The sequence below is a fragment of the Brachyspira pilosicoli genome (genome assembly GCF_036997485.1).
Taxonomy (GTDB): Bacteria; Spirochaetota; Brachyspiria; order Brachyspirales; family Brachyspiraceae; genus Brachyspira; species Brachyspira pilosicoli_C.
The window spans coordinates 212,475-232,402 of the sequence record NZ_JAWLPU010000003.1 but is presented as its reverse complement, the minus strand read 5'-3'; the positions used below and the strand labels follow the sequence as shown (position 1 = coordinate 232,402).

19 protein-coding genes are annotated in these 19,928 nt (G+C 26.6%); 13 read left to right on the top strand and 6 right to left on the bottom strand.

The genetic code is table 11. The annotated features are described in order from the left end of the window. Positions 1-58: 58 nt before the first annotated feature. Positions 59-1,930, bottom strand: coding sequence for an ankyrin repeat domain-containing protein (locus R4I97_RS08995; protein ID WP_335784711.1), 1,872 nt, complete (start codon positions 1,928-1,930; stop codon positions 59-61). Between the two features lie 77 nt (positions 1,931-2,007). Beyond that, positions 2,008-2,562, bottom strand: coding sequence for a DUF2271 domain-containing protein (locus R4I97_RS08990; RefSeq protein WP_335784710.1), 555 nt, complete (start codon positions 2,560-2,562; stop codon positions 2,008-2,010). 161 nt (positions 2,563-2,723) lie between these two features. On the opposite strand from R4I97_RS08990, the gene cobA reads away from it, so the two are divergent. The 9 genes from cobA to R4I97_RS08945 all read left to right on the top strand — a co-directional run bounded on the left by cobA (position 2,724) and on the right by R4I97_RS08945 (position 12,776). Further along, the gene (cobA, locus tag R4I97_RS08985; protein ID WP_335784709.1) at positions 2,724-4,184 is read left to right on the top strand and encodes a uroporphyrinogen-III C-methyltransferase; all 1,461 of its coding nucleotides are present in this window, start codon (positions 2,724-2,726) and stop codon (positions 4,182-4,184) included. A 24-nt stretch (positions 4,185-4,208) separates the two neighbouring features. Further along, positions 4,209-5,177 (top strand): porphobilinogen synthase, encoded by a 969-nt coding sequence (hemB, locus tag R4I97_RS08980; protein ID WP_335784708.1) that lies wholly within the window; start codon positions 4,209-4,211, stop codon positions 5,175-5,177. A gap of 4 nt (positions 5,178-5,181) precedes the next feature. Beyond that, positions 5,182-5,640: a bifunctional precorrin-2 dehydrogenase/sirohydrochlorin ferrochelatase gene (locus tag R4I97_RS08975; RefSeq protein WP_335784707.1), complete on the top strand. Its 459-nt coding sequence runs from the start codon at positions 5,182-5,184 to the stop codon at positions 5,638-5,640. A gap of 86 nt (positions 5,641-5,726) precedes the next feature. Continuing rightward, a complete protein-coding gene (locus R4I97_RS08970) occupies positions 5,727-6,920 on the top strand; it encodes a molybdopterin molybdotransferase MoeA (RefSeq protein WP_335784706.1) in 1,194 nt (397 codons plus the stop codon). Positions 6,921-6,951: 31 nt separating this feature from the next. Further along, positions 6,952-9,036 carry a molybdopterin oxidoreductase family protein gene (locus tag R4I97_RS08965; protein ID WP_335784705.1) on the top strand — a complete coding sequence of 695 codons (2,085 nt, stop codon included), beginning with the start codon at positions 6,952-6,954 and terminating at the stop codon, positions 9,034-9,036. A gap of 19 nt (positions 9,037-9,055) precedes the next feature. Continuing rightward, positions 9,056-9,472: a 4Fe-4S dicluster domain-containing protein gene (locus tag R4I97_RS08960; protein ID WP_219708140.1), complete on the top strand. Its 417-nt coding sequence runs from the start codon at positions 9,056-9,058 to the stop codon at positions 9,470-9,472. 1 nt (position 9,473) lies between these two features. Beyond that, positions 9,474-10,706, top strand: coding sequence for an NAD(P)/FAD-dependent oxidoreductase (locus R4I97_RS08955; protein WP_335784704.1), 1,233 nt, complete (start codon positions 9,474-9,476; stop codon positions 10,704-10,706). Next, positions 10,681-11,805, top strand: coding sequence for a molybdopterin-guanine dinucleotide biosynthesis protein B (gene mobB, locus R4I97_RS08950; protein WP_335784703.1), 1,125 nt, complete (start codon positions 10,681-10,683; stop codon positions 11,803-11,805). The genes R4I97_RS08955 and mobB overlap by 26 nt, the downstream gene beginning before the upstream one ends. Positions 11,806-11,825: 20 nt before the next feature. Further along, complete coding sequence (locus R4I97_RS08945) at positions 11,826-12,776, top strand: TDT family transporter (protein WP_335784702.1); 951 nt, start codon at positions 11,826-11,828, stop codon at positions 12,774-12,776. 47 nt (positions 12,777-12,823) lie between these two features. Here R4I97_RS08945 and hemC read toward each other — a convergent pair whose 3' ends face one another. Continuing rightward, complete coding sequence (gene hemC, locus R4I97_RS08940; protein WP_335784701.1) at positions 12,824-13,738, bottom strand: hydroxymethylbilane synthase; 915 nt, start codon at positions 13,736-13,738, stop codon at positions 12,824-12,826. 117 nt (positions 13,739-13,855) lie between these two features. On the opposite strand from hemC, the gene R4I97_RS08935 reads away from it, so the two are divergent. The 4 genes from R4I97_RS08935 (at position 13,856) to asrC (ending at position 17,433) form a co-directional block, all read left to right on the top strand. Beyond that, complete coding sequence (locus tag R4I97_RS08935) at positions 13,856-14,545, top strand: Crp/Fnr family transcriptional regulator (protein ID WP_335784700.1); 690 nt, start codon at positions 13,856-13,858, stop codon at positions 14,543-14,545. A 115-nt stretch (positions 14,546-14,660) separates the two neighbouring features. Then, a complete protein-coding gene (gene asrA / locus R4I97_RS08930; RefSeq protein WP_335784699.1) occupies positions 14,661-15,668 on the top strand; it encodes an anaerobic sulfite reductase subunit AsrA in 1,008 nt (335 codons plus the stop codon). Beyond that, entirely contained in the window at positions 15,665-16,453 is a 789-nt protein-coding gene (gene asrB, locus R4I97_RS08925; RefSeq protein WP_335784698.1) for an anaerobic sulfite reductase subunit AsrB, read from the top strand. Before asrA ends, asrB begins: the two co-directional genes overlap by 4 nt. Before the next feature lie 11 nt (positions 16,454-16,464). After that, entirely contained in the window at positions 16,465-17,433 is a 969-nt protein-coding gene (gene asrC, locus R4I97_RS08920) for a sulfite reductase subunit C (protein WP_335784697.1), read from the top strand. Positions 17,434-17,447: 14 nt separating this feature from the next. Here the strand turns inward: asrC and R4I97_RS08915 are convergent, their stop codons facing one another. The 3 genes from R4I97_RS08915 to R4I97_RS08905 all read right to left on the bottom strand — a co-directional run bounded on the left by R4I97_RS08915 (position 17,448) and on the right by R4I97_RS08905 (position 19,631). After that, on the bottom strand, positions 17,448-18,206 hold the full coding sequence (locus R4I97_RS08915) for a sirohydrochlorin cobaltochelatase (RefSeq protein WP_335784696.1): 759 nt from the start codon (positions 18,204-18,206) through the stop codon (positions 17,448-17,450). A 162-nt stretch (positions 18,207-18,368) separates the two neighbouring features. Next, the gene (locus R4I97_RS08910) at positions 18,369-18,719 is read right to left on the bottom strand and encodes a tRNA-binding protein (RefSeq protein ID WP_014933545.1); all 351 of its coding nucleotides are present in this window, start codon (positions 18,717-18,719) and stop codon (positions 18,369-18,371) included. Between the two features lie 27 nt (positions 18,720-18,746). After that, on the bottom strand, positions 18,747-19,631 hold the full coding sequence (locus R4I97_RS08905) for an Rpn family recombination-promoting nuclease/putative transposase (protein WP_335784695.1): 885 nt from the start codon (positions 19,629-19,631) through the stop codon (positions 18,747-18,749). Between the last annotated feature and the right edge of the window lie 297 nt (positions 19,632-19,928).

Below are 19,928 nucleotides of genomic sequence, written 5' to 3'. Positions count from 1 at the left end.
CATATAACCTCCATATATTATTTTATTATAAAAATATTTTTACTATGTCAATAATAATTTATTGATTAAATAAATAATATAAATAATGCTCTTTATTTATATAATTCTTTATATCATCTAAAGCAATAAATAGTTTTTTCTCTCCGCTTTCTCTCATCAATATAATACCTGCTTCTGTTATAAGAAAAATCAAATTATCTATATTCTTATAAAAATTACTATCATATCTTTTTAATATCTCATCAGCATTATTAACAAAATTTTTAAAATAAGGCGTTATTAATTTCTCATTCTCTAAATCAATTATGAGCGATATATTATTTACTATGAGATTATTATTAGCTTCTATCTTAGCAAATCTCTTGTATACGCATATTGTTTTATCATCAAAATAAACTATATTATCAGCATTATAAAAATCTTTTAGTTTATCATAGTATTTAGTTTTGATATCATTAAATGACATACTCTCATGTTTCTTTAAAATCTTTTCGATATTTACCTTCAACTCATTTTTTTTCTCAGAATACGATTTATTATCTCCGTTTATATATGAATTAATTTTATCATTGTTTTTTATATTGAAATGATAGAAATCAAATAAATAATTAAGAATATCCATAAAACGATTATGTTTTGCAGACTTACTAAATATTAATTTAAAATATTCTATATTAATATCAGGATTTGTATTTACTTCAAAAACTCCGTTTATAATTTTAGAATCAGATATTTCCATAATATAGTTAATTTCCGTTTTATCACTATTAAAAAAATCATTAAGAGAACAATCAAATTTTATGATAGCTTTTTCATTTCTTTCTATAAGAAAATCATACCAGCTAAAATATTCTTTATCATTTTTTTTATTATCATTAGAATCATAAATAACAATATAATTATCCATAAAATTACTGACTATATTATAATATCCTTTTAGCTTATCATTATTTATAAATATATTTCCAAAAAAACCACGCATTACAGATACTACTCCGCCATAATAAGCATAACAGTAAATATATATATTATTTGCTTTGTCTTTAAAAGTTATAAATATTGAGCTCTCTTGATAAATACTAGGAATATATCTTCTTTTATATACATAAATAAGAGAAGAAAATAAAATAATTATAATAACTATAAGAATTAAATATTTACCAAATACCAATTTCAAATAATATAAAAAATTATCAGTTTTAGCTCCGTTTAAAACCAATGTAGCTGCTATATCTTCATTACCTTTATCAAGTGCTATTTCAAGCCCTTTGTCTAAATTCATTTTGAATTTATTTCCAAAGAATAAAAATTTCTTTTTTAATAGCCTTTTTAACATAGGTTCATTTTCTTGATTAACTGCCAACAAAAACTCATCGTTTATATCATCATTGTTTTTATAATGTTTCAAAATAATTTCAACAACATCATAAGAATAATCATATACAGCACTGTAAAGGGCTGTTTTACCATTAATAGATTTTTTATAAACATCAGCATTATTTTTAAGCAAGAACTCTACTATATCTGTTTTGCTATTATATTTTGAATAAGTATAAAGCAAAGTGTAGCCGTCATATACTCCATTTATATCATATTTCTGTATAAACTTCTTAACAGCTTCTAAATCACCAAAACCTTCTGCAGTATTTTGATATTCATATTCTAAAGTATTTATTTCTATAACATTATATTTTTTATAAAGTTCTATTTTCTCTTTTAATGCTTTTTCTGCTTCCTTTTTAAGAAAGTTTTCTATATATCCTTGAGGGTCTTTTGCCATTTCTTTTAATTCATCTTCATTTGCAAACATTTTATCAAAAAGATTTTTATAGTAATTAGTATCATATTCCTCTGAGTACAAAAAGAAAGAAGTTGTGATTAATAAAATAAAAGATATAATTATCCTAAAAATATTTTTATTTTTTAACATATTTTACCTCATAAAGATTATAAGGATTTTATCCTATACTATAGGAATGTATATGTCAATATAAAATAATAAATGCATTAAGGCATAAAACTTACATTTACATTTTTTATTATATCTATTTTTTGAGCTTCAGGCTTTGAATATTTAGCTGATGCTTTTTGTGAATTAGCCTGATTTCCTATATTTATAACAGAAGTATAAAGCACATTATTATCTTGATATATAGTAGCTTCAACAACTATTTTGTAAGTACCGTCTTTTACTATATTGCCTTGATTATCTTTGCAATCCCAAACTATATTAACTTTTCCTTGTTTCGGTGTAGGTTTTGATACAGCATCAATTATTTTTTTATCAATACTTTGAGCATTAGCTTTTTTTTGCCAATTATTTAGAGATTGTTTTCTGTATGTCCAGCCTTCTCTTCTTCCTGTAAAATCTGTAATATATATTGTGGCTATATAATTGCCGTTACTATCCTCAGCCCAAACAGCTATTTGATTACTTGAATAACCCTCTCTTTTTGTATAATCGAAACTTATATTAACTTTTTTAGTGCTATTTTGAGCATAATTTTCATTAATATAAGATACAGCAAAAATCATAAATATTATAATAAAAAGTTTTTTCATAAAAAGTCCTCCTTATTAAAAAATATACATTATAATATTTCACAATTTAATAATATATTATATTATCATTTAATCAATTATAAAAACATCATCTGTTTGACAAAACAATATTTTTATTATAGTATTTTTTCGAATTCTATAATTAAGTAAAGGTTATAAAAATGTCTGGCAAAGTATATATTGTTGGAGGCGGCTGCGGTTCTTATGAGCTTTTAACATTAAAAGCAAAAGAAGTTTTATCTATATGCGATTGTGTTATATATGATAGGCTTGTTGATAATAGTATACTTCAATTTTGCAATGAAAAAGCAGAGTTAGTATATTTAGGAAAGGAGCACGGAAATCCTGAACTTCAAAATACTATACATAAAACAATTCTAAAATATGCCTTGCAAAATAAAACAGTTGTAAGACTCAAAGGCGGAGACCCTTTAGTATTTGGAAGAGGCGGAGAGGAATTAGATTTCTTATATGACAACAACATTAAATTTGAAATAGTGCCAGGCATAAGTTCATCAATAGCCTCATGCGAATATGCAGGCATTCCTTTAACTTATAGAAATATATCAAGAAGTTTTCATGTATTTACAGCCCATGCTATGGGTGAATATAATCATTTAGATTTTACTATAATCTCAAAATTGGAAGGGACTTTAGTATTTTTGATGGGAATAGCAAACCTTGAAAAGATAGTTAATGGACTTTTAGAAAACGGCAAATCAAAATCTTCTCAAGCTTCAATAGTAGAAAATGCATGCCGTCCAAATCAAAGAGTAATAGTAGGCACTTTAGAAAATATTGTTAGTTTATCTAAAGAAAAAAACATAAAGTCCCCCGCTGCTATTATTGTTGGGGAAGTGGTTCAATTTCAAAATAAATTTTCTTGGTATGATAAAATGCCTTTAAGCGGAAAGTCTATTTTAATAACAAGAGATAAAAAAAGAGGCAATATTTTATACAATAGATTAATAAGCTTAGGAGCACAATGTTATCTGCTGCCTATGATAGATATAGAATATAATAATAAACAAATAAATGATTTAAATAAATATAAAGCTATATTATTATGTTCATCAAATGGAGCTAATGCATTTATTGAAAAAATAGATGATTTGAGAATATTAAATAATATAAAAATAGGCGTTGTAGGAAAAGCAACTTTAAATGCTTTAGAAAAATATAAAATTAAAGCAGACTTTTACCCTAATAAATTTTTAGTTAATGAATTAATAAAAGAATCTCTAAACCATACTAAAGAAAATGATAATATATTAATAATCACATCAAATATATCTCCTATAAATGCAGATGAAATAAGCAGCAAATATAATAGAAACTTCACAAAATTAGAATTATATAATACTAAAAAAATAAAATATGAAGAGAAAGTAATGATAGAAAATATTAATATGATAGATTATATAATATTTTTTAGCCCATCTACAGTTGAATCATTTTTGGAATCAATTAATTATAACGTATCTTTAATTAAAAATAAAAAAATAGCATCTATAGGACCTGTAACAAGCAAAAAAATAAGAGATAATAATTTAAGTGTATATTTAGAAGCTGAAGAATTTTATACTGAAGGTGTTATAAAATCTTTATTGGAAGATAAATAATTATTAGGAGATTAATAAAAAAACATGTTTAAAAGAACCAGAAGAACAAGAAATAATGCTATTATAAGAGATTTAATATCCAATGTAAATTTAACTATGAACGATTTTTTATATCCAATATTCATAGAAGAAGGAAATAATGTAAAAAAAGAAATAGAAGCTATGCCTAATCAGTTTAGACTTTCTATAGACAAATTAAAAGAAGAGTTAGAAGATATAGTTAGTTTAGGTATAAGAGGTGTATTATTATTTGGAATACCTAAAAATAAAGATGAAATAGGAAGCTCTTCTTTTGATGAAAATGGAATAATACAAAATGCTGTAAAATATATAAAATCAAATTTTCCTAATCTTTTAGTTGTAACAGATGTATGTATGTGCGAATATACTTCACATGGACATTGCGGAATATTATGCGAAAATAATGTTGATAATGATTCTACACTTGAATATATATCAAAAATAGCATTATCACATGTTCAAGCTGGAAGCGATATAGTAGCTCCTTCAGATTGCATGGACGGTCATGTTTATGCTATTAGAAATATTTTAGATAAAAATAGATATTATAATACTCCTATAATGTCTTATAGTGTAAAATATGCTTCTTGCTATTATTCACCTTTTAGAATGGCTGCTGATTCTGCCCCAAGTTTCGGAGATAGAAAAAGTTATCAAATGGATTTTAGAAACAGCAAAGAATACATAAAAAAGATAGAAAATGATATAGATGAAGGAGCAGATATTTTTATAATAAAACCTGCTTTGTCTTATTTAGATGTTATAAAAGATGTATCAAATAATTTCAATATTCCAATAGCAGCCTATAATGTAAGCGGAGAATATTCTATGATTAAGGCAGCATCAAAGCTTGGATTTATAGATGAGAAAAGAGCTGTTTTAGAAAATATGTATGCATTAAAAAGAGCGGGTGCTGATATAATCATAACTTATCATGCAAAGGATTTAAGCAAATATTTAAAAGAGCTATAATAAAATGTTTTTCCCAGTATTTTTAGATATAAAAAATAAAGAGTGCCTCATCATAGGCGGAGGGAATATTGCTTTAAGAAAAATTAATAAGCTTATAAAATATGAATGTAAAGATGTTACAGTTATTTCTGATAAAATATTAGATGATATAAAAAAATTAGCAGATAATAAAAAAATAAAAATAATAAATAATAAATTTGAAATAGATAGAGAAACATTAAAAAAATATTTTTTAGTTATTGCAGCTACTGATGATGAGAAAATAAATAATGAAATATCTAATTTATGCATTAAAGAAAATATATTAGTTAATAATGTTTCTTCCAAAGAAAATATGAATATACGTTTTTGCACAAGCATAGAAAATGAAGAATATTCTATAGCAATATCAGCAGATGGTAATCCCAAAAAAGCTTTAGAATTAAAAGAGAAAATCAAAAAATATTTAGATAAAAACATATAATAAATTTATTATAATTTGTGATTTAAATCACGGCATTTATAAGCATACATGATATTCTATAATAAAGGGTTATATAGGTATATTGTATGCATAAATTATTAGTAAATGAAGTTTATAATATTATATTTAATAATAGTATATCTTTACAAAGCGAAGTTATAAATATAAAAGATGCATATAAAAGAGTACTTAAAAAAGAACTTTATTACAAAATAGATGACCCTCCTTTTAATAAATCTGCAATGGATGGGTACGGATATTTTAATAATGGTAATAAAAAATTTTTGCTGCTTAAAGAAAGTATCATAGCAGGAAATTCAAGCAAAAACATAAACATTCCTGAAAATTGCTGCATAAAAATAATGACAGGTGCGGTTGTTCCAAACAATATAAATAAAATATCTAAATTTGAAGCTGCAGAAATTATTGATGAAAATGAAAAAAAATATGTTTATATAAAAGAAGATGAAAAGTCTGATAACATCATATATAAAGGAAGCGGATATAAAAAAGGTGATTTATTATTAAATGTAAAAATATTAGAAGCTGAAGACATATCAAAATTAGCATCTAACGGATACTCAGAAATTGAGGTAGTAAAAAATCCTAAAATTGCTTTTATAAGTACAGGAAATGAACTTACAGATATTACAAAAGAACTTGAAGAAGGAAAGATATACGATTCAAACAGCTTTTTAATAAAAAATAAATTAAAAGCAATGAATATAGAATGCCAATTCTATGGCATAGTAAAAGATGATTATGATAGTCTTTATAATGTTGTATATAAAGCATTAGATGAAAATGATATTATAATAGTTAGCGGCGGCATATCATTTGGAGATATGGACTTTACAAAAGAAGTTTTTAATGCACTTAATATAAAAGAACTTTGTCATGGAGTAAAAATAAAACCTGGAAAACCATTCTATTTTGGCAAAAAAGATAATAAAGCGATATTCGGACTTCCTGGCAATCCTTTTGCTGTATTAGTTGCTTTTGAAAACTTCGTTAAACCTTATATATATAATTCTATGGGCTGTAAATATAATAATCAATTTTTTAAATTGCCTTTACTTGAAGAATACAAAAGGAAAAAAAGCGATACTGAAGAATATTTGCCTGCTGAGTTTGTTTTTAATGAAGATGCAACGCTTGTTAAACTAATTGATTATAAAGGCTCTTTCTATTTGCCTTCAAATATAAAAGCACTTGTAAAAATAGATGTTGGGGTTAATGAAATTAAAGCTTTAGAGAAAGTTAATATAAAGTTTATATAAAAAATAATTAAATGAAGGAGTATAAAAAAATATGAATACTATGCAAACAACATGTAATTACTGCTCATTAGCATGCAATTTTGATGTTACATCAGATGGTAAAACAATCACAAAAGTTATACCATCTAAAAACTATCCTGTTAATAAAGGGTTCTCTTGTATTAAAGGACTTAATTTAAATAAGCAAGGTCTTATGAATAGCCCTGACTCTAAGCCAAGAATTAAAGACAAACAAGGTAATGTTAAGCATGTTTCTTGGGAAGAGGCTTTTAATTATACTGCTTCCAAATTAAAAGAAATAAAAGAAAAATACGGACCTCAGGCTATAGCTGGAATAAGTACAGGTCAATTAGAAACAGAGGGTATGGCTATATTTGGACATGTTGTTAGAAATTTTTTGGGCGGAAATTTAGACGGAAATACAAGATTATGCATGGCTACTTCTGTTGTTGCTCATAAACAAAGTTTTGGTTTTGATGCTCCTCCATATACTTTAAATGACTTTGAATTATCAGACACTATATTTTTAATTGGTGCTAACCCTATAGTGGCACACCCTATTATATGGGACAGAATAAGGTTAAATAAAATTCCTAATAAAAAAGTTATAGTAATAGACCCTAGAAAATCAGAAACTGCTAAAGAAGCAGATTATTGGTACGGATTAAAAAGTAAAACAGATATTTATTTATTCTATACTTTGGCTAATGTTTTAATTGAAAAAGATTGGATTAATAAAGAATATATAGAAAATTATACAGAAAACTTTGAAGCTTACAAAGAACATGTAAAAAACTTTCCATTAAGCAAAGCAAAAGAAAACACAGGCTTATCAGAAGAACAAGTTATGGAAATAGCTACTATGATACATGAAGGAAAAAATGTTTCATTCTGGTGGACTATGGGAGTTAATCAAGGTTATCAGGCAGTACGCACTGCTCAGTCAATAATTAACTTGGCACTTATGACAGGAAATATAGGAAGACCTGGAACAGGTGCTAATTCTATAACAGGACAATGCAACGCTATGGGCTCAAGAGCCTTCAGTAATACTGCAGGATTATACGGAGGCGGAGATTTCGATAACCCTAAAAGAAGAGAAGCTGTATCAAAAGCATTAGGCATAGAAGAAAAATGGCTTCCAAATGCCCCTACTATTACATATAATGCAATTATAGAAAAAGCTATCGCTGGAGAAATTAAAGCACTTTGGATATGCTGTACTAATCCTAGACATTCTTGGACTAATAATGAAACTTTCAAAAAAGCTATTGAAAATTTAGAATTATTCATAGTACAAGATATTTATGATGATACAGACAGCTCTAAGCTTTGCGATGTTTATTTCCCTGTTACTTCAGGACTTTATAAAGAAGGTGTAATAATTAATACAGAAAGAAGATTATCAAAATTACGCCCTGTACTCACAGAAAAAAACGGCAAATTAACAGATTATGAAGTATTTTACAAAATGGGTGAAGCTTTAGGAATGGGTGATTTATTAAAAGGCTGGGAAACTCCTAAAGATGCTTTTGAATTAATGAAAAAATGCAGTAAGGGTATGCCTTGTGATATTACAGGTGTTGACTATGATGCTTTAAATGATTCACCTGGCATACAATGGCCTTATCCTGAAGGAAGTGCACCTCTCACTGATAATGAAAGAAGACTTTTTGAAAACAATCAATATTATACTCCAACTAAAAAAGCTAAGTTTATGTTTGAAATGCCTATAGAAAACCCTGTTCAATGCAGCGAAAAATATCCTTATATATTAAATACAGGAAGAGGAACTGTAGGTCAATGGCATACTCAAACAAGAACAAGAGAATTAGATGTTGTTAATGATGTATCTGTGAAGAATGCTTATATTTACATAAGTGAAGCTATGGCAAAAAATAAAGGAATCAATAATTTTGATGCCGTTGAAGTGGAATCTATAAATGGTCAGACAAGAAAATTTATTGCTTTTATCACAGATTCTCTTTCTGATAATCAATTATATGCTCCTATACACTATATAGAAACTAATGCCCTAACTCCTAGTGTATATGATACTTATTCAAAAGAGCCTTCATATAAATCAACACCTGTTAATATAAAAAAGGCTATATAAAAATAAAAAAGGAGTAAATATGAAACCTATAAAAAGAATAGCAATAGATAGAAATAAATGCATAGGCTGCTTAACTTGCGTAAGTGCATGTATAGTTGCACATGACGGAGAAGAGCCAAGAAACAGAGTTGTTATAAGCAGTAATTATAAAAACTCCCCTATATTTTGCAGAAACTGCGATTTACCAGAATGCGTATATACCTGCATGTCTGGGGCTATGAAAAAAGACCCAAAAACAGGATATGTAACTTATGATAAAGAACAGTGTGCAAGCTGTTATATGTGCATAATGGCTTGTCCTTATGGAGTATTAAAAGAAGATAGCTTAACAAAAAAACAAATATTAAAATGCGATATGTGTGAGCATTATGAAGAAGGCTCTCAATGCGTAAAAAAATGTCCTATGAAAGCTATTACTTTAGAGGAGGTAAAATAATATGAAATATCTTGTATTAGGTGCTTCTGCTTCAGGATTAAATGGGGCGAGAGAACTTAGAATGTTAGATAAAGATGCTGATATCACTTTAGTATCTATAGATGATAAAATATATTCAAGATGCATGCTTCATTATTATATAAGCGGAAAAAGAACAGAAGAATCTCTTAATTTTATGCCTGAAGATTTTTTTAATAAGTATAATGTAAAATGGATTAGCAATACTAAAGCTATATCTATAGACACAGATAAAAAAACTGTAAAGCTTTCAAATGGAAATGAAGAGAGTTATGATAAACTTCTTTTAGCTACAGGAGGCTCAAGTGCTATACCTCCTATTGAAAATTTAAGAGAGGCTAATAATGTTGTGGGAGTTAGAACTCTTGATGATTGTAAAAAAATAATGGAATTAGCTAAAAAATATAAAAATGCTGTAGTTATTGGTGCGGGGCTTATTGGTGTTGATGTTGTAAGCGGGCTTTTGCCTTATAGATTAGAAAAGCTTTCTGTTATTGATATAGCTCCTTTCATTATAAGCAAACAATTAGATGAGTATTCTGCTAATGTTTATCAGGATAAATTAAAAGAAAATAATGTTTCTCAGTATTATAGTGTTAAAGTAAAAAGAATAGATATTGATAGTAATAAAAATCCTAAATTTGTTGAGCTTGAAGATGGAAGAAAGATTGATGCTGATTTTATAGTTGTTGCTATGGGAGTTACTCCTAATACTGATTATTTAAAAGACAGCAAAATAGAGTTAAATAAAATGGGAGGAGTTGTTATAGATAAATTTGGTAAAACAAATATTGATGATATATATGCTGCCGGAGATATTACTGCAACTACTGCTATATGGTCTGCTGCTGTTAAACAGGCAATAATAGCTGCTAATAATATGACAGGAAATAATATTGATATAGATACTCTATTTAATTTTAAGTCTACAATGAATTTCTTTAATATTCCTTCAATGTCTATAGGAAATGTTATACCTCCTGATGATTCATATTCGGTAGAGATATTTGATGATAAAAAAGGAAATTACAGAAAGATAGTTCATAAAAACGGTAAAATATATGGTGCTTTGCTTCAAGGTGATTTGCGTTATGCTGGAATACTTACTCAATTAATAAAAGAAAATATTGATGTAAGTAAAGTAAAAAAACCATTATTTAATATAGATTATTCAGACTTTTTTAATATAGATGAAAACTTTAAATTTGCTTTTTAATGAAAATATAGCTGCTGTTGTTTTATGCGGTGGAAATAGCAAAAGATTTGATTTTAAAGATAAAGCCTTGCTTAAGTATGATAACAACAGCACGTTTTTAGAACATATTATTTCAGAATGCAGTAATCAAGAATTATATTTATCTGTGAATAATTCTGATAAATATAATTCCTTGATTTCTGATTATAAAGAAAAATATAATAAAAAAATATATACAATAGAAGATATTAATAAAAACATAGGTGCTTTAGGAGGTATTCATAGTGCATTTGTTAATATTAATACTGATTATATACAATTTTTAAGCTGTGATACCCCTAATATTAGCAGAGATTTTCTTTACTATATGCAAAGTATGGTAGATGAATATCATGATGCTTTTATACCTGTTTATAATAACAAGGCTTATTTTTTATGCGGTATATATTCAAAAAATATAATTAATGCTGTAAATAAAAATATACAAAATAAAGAGTATAGAATAAAAAAATTAATAGAAAAAATTAAAGTTAAATATATAGATTTAAAATATACAATTTTTAAATTACACAATATAAATACTTCAGATGATTATTTATTATTTCAAAAAACTATACCTCAATATTTTGCCGTTTGTGGCAAAAGAAACTCTGGGAAAACAACTCTAATATGCAAATTAATAAAAGAGTTTGTTAATATGGGTAAAAGTGTTGCTGTGATAAAACATACATCTCATGACCATTCTTTTGATACAGATGGAAAAGATACTTATGATTTTAAAAATAATGGAGCTTCTGCTACTTTAATATATTCCCCATTAAAATATATGCTTGTAAAAGACTATATAAAAAGTGAAGATGAAAAAGATGATTTAATAAAGTTTATAAAAAGCTTAAATGAGTATGACATAATTATATTAGAGGGTTTTAAACATCTTGATAATATACCAAAAATTGAAGTGTTTAGAACAGATGTAACTAATAAACCTTTATGTGAAATCTCTTCTTTAAAAGCCTTAATTACAAATGATATTAATTATAAAAGCGAAGTCCCTGTTTTTGATATTAATAATATTTCTTCAATAATAGATTTTATAACACAAAATCTTATAATAATTTAACAATAAAAGGAGTTTTAAGTATGACTAAATTAAAAGGATTACCTATTGGTTTTGTTGGAACCTGCGTAGGATTAGCTACATTATCAAATGTCTATAATCTATTAGGTTTCAGTTGGGTAAGACATTTATGCATGTGTTTAGCTGGATTTGCAGCTATATTAGGCATATTGAAAGTTATATTCTTTTTTCCTAAAGTACAAGAAGAATATAAAAGCGGAGTTTTGGCAGCTATGTATACCACAATAACGATGAACACTATGCTATTTGGTACTTATATTGCTGGGTATAACACTGCTTTAGGAAAAGCTATATTTTTAACAGGTGTATTTGTGCATATGGCTATGATATTATGCTACACTATATACCATATAATTATGAATTTTAAAGTAGATTTTTTACTCCCTTCATATTTTGTTACTTATAACGGACTTTTAGTTTCTACAGTTGCTGGAATAAATATGCTTCCTCCTCAACTTGCTATGGGAATAACTTTTTATGGAATAGGCGTTTATGTTCTTATATTAATATTTTTAATACCAAGAATAATCACAAAACCTATACCTGCTAACTTTGTTCAAACAAAAACAGTATTGTTAGCTCCTTGTTCTTTATGTCTTGTAAGTTATTTAAACTTCAATAATGTAGAAAGCCTAAAAATGTATTTTAATCCTACTGTAGCACTAATATTATATATTTGTGTATTATTAACATTTATATATATATTATTTAATATATTTAAATTTTTTGAAAACGGATTTACTCCATTATTTGGAGCTTTAACATTCCCTATGGCTATAGGTACTTTAGCAGGATACAGAGCAGGAGCATTTTTCACTTCTATTGAAACTTATAAAACTTTAGGAGTTTTGGCAACAAATGTTACAGGTTTTCAATTGCTAATATCATCTACTTTTATGTGTTTAGTATTTTTTAATTTTGTAAAAATGTATTTAACCCCTAATAAAGAATAAATAGAAAAAATAGGTTATTTATATATTATTTATAGATAACCTATTTTTCACATATTCATTTTTTTACTTATTCTTTTATAAAGTTCTAAAGCTAAATTATTTTTATCTTTTAATTCATTAATAGAAATCTTATCTCTATAGTTTTTATTGTTATAAAAGAAATTTCCATGAAGTATAATATTATTATCATAACTAACTTCTGCATAGCCCCCCACCGGGGAATTACATCCGCTATCAAAAAGACATGCAAACTCTCTTTCAATATCAACTAATCTTCTTACATTTTTATCTTCTATCAATTTCAACACTTCTATCATCTCATAATCATTTTCTCGACACTGCACACATAATGCACCCTGCCCCGGTGCAGGAAGAATATCATCTATAGAAAAATATTCAGTTATCATACTCTCAAGATTTAATCTCTTCATAGCAGCAGCAGCCAATATTAAAGCATCATAATCTTCTGTTTCAAGCTTTTTTAATCTTGTATTAATATTCCCGCGTATAGGTTTTATAATTAAATCATCTCTAAGCATCATAACAGAACTTGAACGCCTTAAAGATGTAGTTCCTATTACAGAACCTTTTTTCAAATCATTGAATTTAATATTATTCTTTGAAATTAATACATCTCTTGCATCATCTCTCTCCGGCACAGAAGCATATACCAATCCCTTTGTATTAATTATAGGCATATCCTTCATAGAATGCACAGCAAAGTCAATTTTTTTATCTAATAAAGCCTCTTCTATTTCTTTTGTAAAAGCACCCTTTAAAGATTTTTCTGTACTGTTTGGGTTTTCTATTAAATGCTTATCCCCGCTTGTTGTTATCTCTTTTATTTCTATATTTATTTCTTTAAATTTATCTATCTTTTTTAATTTTTCTATTACTATATTTGTTTGAACCAATGCTAATTTGCTGTTTCTGCTTCCTACAATAATCTTTTTTCTCATCATAATAAAAATATAATTCCATCTTACTAAAAACAATTTTGTTCATTTTAGCAAGTTATTATTTTTTTATCAATACTTATTGACTTTTTTTTATATAATTATATTGTTTAATAAGAAATTATGATTACATTAGATGAAGCATTCAATAAAATAAAAATATTCCAAAATATTAATTCTCAAACTATAGAATATATAAAAAAATTCTCCAATCTAAAAGTATACAAGGAAAAAGAACATATATTCATGGATAAAGATAAAATTGATACTATATATATAATAGTGTCAGGCAAATCAGCATTATATAAATTAAATAATTTCGGAGATAAGAAAATAATTTTTATATTTGGAGAAGGACAAATATTAAATGAACATAGCATACAAGATATAAAAGTTTCTATAAACTGCGAGGTTTTAGAATATTCTATTGTTATGCTTATACCATCAAATATTTTCATAAAAGCTATGGAAAAAGATTTTGCATTATCTAAAGCAATATTGGATTTAATGTCTCTGAATATAAGAAGGCTATATAGACAGCTTCAAAACACTACAAACAATTTAGAATGCGAAAAAAAATTAGCTTCAAAATTATTAAAATTAGTAAAAGATAATGGCATATACTGTGAAAACATAGTAAAAATAAATGTACCATTAACTATAACATATATATCTGAATTAATAGGCTCAAGACGAGAAACAGTTTCAAGACAAATAAAAAAATTATCAGAATTAGGTTTTATAGAATTCAAAGACAATTTTATATTTATAAAAGATATAGAAAAGTTAAGAAATTACTTTTATGATATATAGTTTATTTAATAAAATAACTTCTTAATAAAATTTTAATATTGCAGTGTGATATATATCACATACTTATTTTTAATAATGTCTATAATAAATACATAATTAAAAGGAGGTTTGCAGCATGGGATATAAATTAGATAAATCGGATTTTCAAAATCTGATTGACAATCTAAAAAAGCACTATTTGATTTATGCTCCTAAAAATTTTAAAGGTACAGGAACATTTTCTGATACGGATATAGTAAGATATGATTATATTTCAAATATTGATGATATAGAATTTAATAAAAAATCTAATTATTCATTTAAAGAATCTATTTTGCCAATCACTCAAACATTATTTTATTTTACAGAAGATGAAGTAAAAGAGGCTAATATTGAAAGAGAAAAAACAGCATTAATATTTTTAAGAAGCTGTGATTTGCATGCTATAAAAAGATTAGATCAAATATATCTTAAAAATGGTTTTGAAGATTATTATTATAAGCGTTTGAGAGATAATATAAAATTCGCTCTAATAGGCTGTTCAAAATCTTTTGATAATTGCTTTTGTGTGAGTATGGATAGCAATAAATGTGATGAATATGATTTTGCTCTAAACGTTAGAGATAATTATTTTGAAATAGATTGCAAGAGTGAAGAGTTTAGGAGTTTATTTAAAGAGTATAAAGAATCAGATATAGAGATAGATTATGTAAGAGAGAATGATATTAAAGTAGAAGTAGCAAAAAATTTAAGTTTAGATGTTTATAAATCAAAGATGTGGGATGAATATGACACAAGATGTATTAACTGCGGAAGATGTAATTTTGTATGCCCTACTTGTACATGCTTTACTATGCAAGACATTTTTTATACTGATAATGGAAAGGTTGGGGAGAGAAGAAGGGTGCATGCTTCTTGTATGGTAGATGAGTATACTGATGTTGCTGGAGGAGGAGCTTACAGGAAGAAAAATGGAGAGCGTATGCGTTTTAAGGTTATGCATAAGGTTTTTGATTATAAAAAAAGAAATGGATATACTATGTGTGTGGGATGCGGAAGATGTGATGATGCTTGTCCTGAATATATATCATACTCTAACTGCATCAATAAATTGGAAGATGCTATGAAGGAGGTATCTAAATGAGTAACAATGAATATGTGCCTTTTTTATCAGAGATTTTAGATATCAAAAAGCATACAGAAATTGAATATACTTTTAAAATGTCATATAACGGGGAATCAAAACCAGGACAATTTTTTGAAGTATCAATTCCAAAGTTTGGAGAAGCACCTATATCAATAAGCGGCATAGAAAAAGGAAGCGTTGATTTAACCATAAGAAAAGTAGGAAAAGTTACTAATGAAATATTTGAAAAGTACATTGGAAGCAAGCTTTTTATGAGAGGACCTTATGGAAATGGATTTGATGTTAATTTATATAAAGACAAAGATATTATAATAATTGCAGGAGGTACGGGCGTTTCTCCTGTAAGAGGTGTAATAGATTATTTTAGTGCTAATAAGAATGAAAGAAAAGATATGACCACTATTATAGGGTTCAAAAGCCCTGATGATATTTTATTTAGAGAAGATATTGAAAGATGGGAAAAAAATATGAATCTTATATTAACAGTTGATGCTGCTCCTGATGGTTATAATAAAAATATAGGACTTGTAACAAAATATATACCAGAATTAAAAATCACTGACAATACTATAGCAATAGTAGTTGGTCCTCCTGCCATGATGAAATTTTCTATAATGGAATTAGAAAAAATTGGACTTAAAGAAAAGAATATTTGGGTATCTTACGAAAGGAAGATGTGCTGCGGTATAGGCAAATGTGGGCATTGCAAGATAGACGATGTTTATATTTGTTTAGATGGCCCTGTGTTTAATTATGTTAAAGGTAAAACTTTAGTAGATTAGGAGTTTATTGTATGTTAGATATAAATGTAAAAAAACTTAAAAAAAATGCATTCCGTATTACTAAAAAAAGAGGATTAACTGCTTCAAGAATAAGAGTTCCCGGCGGGCATTTAAATGTTAAATATTTGGATATTATAAAACATATAGCAGACAATTATGGTAATGGCACAATTCATATGACTGTACGTCAGGGGTTAGAAATTCCTGATATAAAAATGGAAGATATGCCAAAAGTTAATGAACTTTTACAGCCTATAATAGAAGGACTTAATATTAATCAAGATGAAAAAGGAAAAGGTTATACTTCATCTGGAACAAGAAATATATCTGCGTGCATTGGAAATAGGGTTTGCCCTTTTGCATGCTATGATACTACAGCATTTGCTCAGAAAATAGAGAAAGCAATATTTCCTAATGACTTACATTTTAAAGTGGCTTTAACAGGGTGTCCTAATGATTGTGCTAAAGTGAGAATGCATGACTTTGGAATTATTGGAATGACTCATCCCCAATACGAAAAAGATAGATGCATAAGCTGTAAAGCTTGCATAAAATCATGCAAAAGAAAATCTGCCGATGTTCTTAGTATGGTTAATTATAAAATAGAAAGAAACCATAAAGGGTGCATAGGCTGCGGTGAATGTGTTATTCAATGCCCTATGAGAGCTTGGACGAGAAGCGAAAAAAAATATTACAGACTTACAATAATGGGAAGAACCGGCAAGAAAAATCCGAGACTTGGTGAAGACTTTATAAAATGGGTTGATGAGGATAGCATAGTAAAAATCATATTAAATACTTATGAATATGTAAAACAATATATAGATTTAACTGCTCCTGGCGAAAAAGAACATATAGGATATATAGTTGATAGAACAGGATTTGAAGAGTTTAAAAAGTGGGCTTTAAAAGATGTACAGTTGCCTGATATAGCTGAAGTTTATACTCCTATTTATTGGAAAGGTATACATTATGTTTAAATAAGACTAATATTTTAATTTTTATTTATAAGTTTCTTGGTTTTATTTATACATAAATTTATAAAAGAGTCCCATTCTCCTAAAGTTTTATCGAATACTTCAGCTTCAATGCCTAATTCTTTTATAGCATTAAATATACCATCTAATATATCATTCTTATAATGAAATGATTTTGATATTAATATTGGGATTATTAATACTTTTTTATTTAATTTTAAAAGTTTATCTTTTATTTCATCTAAGCTTATACCTTCAGAGAAAGTCATAGACAAATACGAGTCATTTTGAAGACTTAATTTATAAGCGAGCATTCCATAAGCAGAATTAGAATGATGCTTTCCTCCGTGGCCTACAAATAAATATGTATAATTATTATAATCATTAAATTTTTCTTTTATTATAGATACCATATTATCATAATCACTTGGAATGGATAATAATGATTCACCGTATTTTAATACAGAATATTCCTCTTTAAAAGGTACTGTAGTGTGGAATATACGCATATAGTCTTTATTTTGCAGTAAAACTATAGGAGCAATATATACTTCTTTTATATTCTTATCTTTTAGCTCATTTAATCTATCTTTAACTGCTGGAAAATCAGAAGCTTCTTTCATCATTTTTCTTATAGCGCTTGAACTATAAGCATCCGTTATATAAAAATCTTTAAACTCATTTTCAAATCTTTTTATTATATCAGAATACATTTTATCTGTTTCTTTATAATTATTTGCGCCATGAAATAATAATATTATACTTTTATCTGACATAAATCCTACTCCATAATAATAATATTATAATCAATTTATAATCAAATTTCAATTAATAGAACTACATATATTAAACATTATCATGTTTCTAAAGTATAAAGTCAATTATGCATAAATAAAATATCAATGAATAGTTATATGTTATTTTAGTACCATAAAAAATTATCCTATAGGAGTGCCATTTTCTGCTTCTTCATTAATGCTAAGCAAAACAACTTCATTATTTTCTTTTACAGCACCAAGAACAAGACATTCAGAAAAAAAGTTAGCAATTTGTTTTTTTGGGAAATTCACAACAGCAATAATTTTTCTTCCAATTAAATCTTCTTTTTTGTATAGTTTAGTGATTTGAGCAGATGATACCTTTATGCCCAATTCTCCAAAATCAATTTTTAATTTGTATGCTGGTCTTTTAGCCTTTGGAAAATCCTCTGCCTCTATGATTGTACCTACTCTAATATCGAGCGAAAGGAAATTATCAAAAGTAGTTTCATTTTTAATATTATTTTCCATAAATAAATCCGTTTGCAAATAATTGAATTATAAATTATCAATTTCTTCTTTGCTTAAACCTGTTATTTTGCTTATTAAATTAATATCTATATTTTCTCTTTTCATATTTTTAGCTAATGCATATTTTTCTTTTTCTACACCTTTTTCAATACCCTCTTTTATACCCTCTTTTATACCTTCTTCTCTTTCTCTCTTTAACATGACTTCCTGTCCATATAGAAAAGCCTCACGAGCATTATAAACTTGCATACTCTCTTCATCAGAGGTAAATATTTTATATTTTTCTATAACTTTACTCATAATAATGTTTTCCTCCTTTAGCTTATCTATAATTTTATTTAAATCATTAGATGTAAAAAACTCTATCCAAGAAAGCAATTTATTTTTCTTTATTTCTTCAATAGTTGAAGTTTCTAATATTTTCTTAAATCTTTTTATCTCTATTAAATGTATTTGAATCATATCTAAACTTATATCATGATTATCTGTATCTATGAGCTTAAAACATCTATGCTCTTTTCCGCTATCATTAAAGTTTAAATTAAAATCCAAAAAATTTATACTAATTATTTGACTTATATCTCTGTAAGCCTCATTAGTCTTTAATTCTAAGGCTATATTTTTTGATATATAGTAATAAATTCTTTTTAAAAAATCTATATTTCCAAAGAGCTGAAACTCTATTATGATTTTTTTATTATCATTAGTTTTAGCTTTAACATCTAAAATAGATTCTTTTAAATATTGATTATCTTTAAGATTATAAGGATTAATTATCTCTAAATTATGAACCGTCTCAAAACCAATATTAGTAAGTACAGCATTCACTATATTTTCAAGTATATCCTCATCACCTTTAGAAGCTAAAAGATACCTAATAAAAAAGTCATTTAATAGATTAATCTTGTTCATATATATATTATACTAATGTTGGAGAAAATTGTCAAAGAGTGATTCATTTGATTATTTAGGCTTATGAGTTGAAAATATATTTTTTATTTGTGTGAACTAGCCCCCTGCGAAGCGTGCCCGAAGGGCGAAAACTTTTTGCTGCGGGAAAAAGTTGAACAAAACAAAAACCTATATAACAAAATATAGTTATTTAACTACATACTAAAAATTTTTAAGCTTCTTAAAAGTTTTTTTATTTTGCAGGACTTTGCCCCGCACCCCAGTTCTTTTGCGACCGTAGGGAGTGCCGGAGGCGTG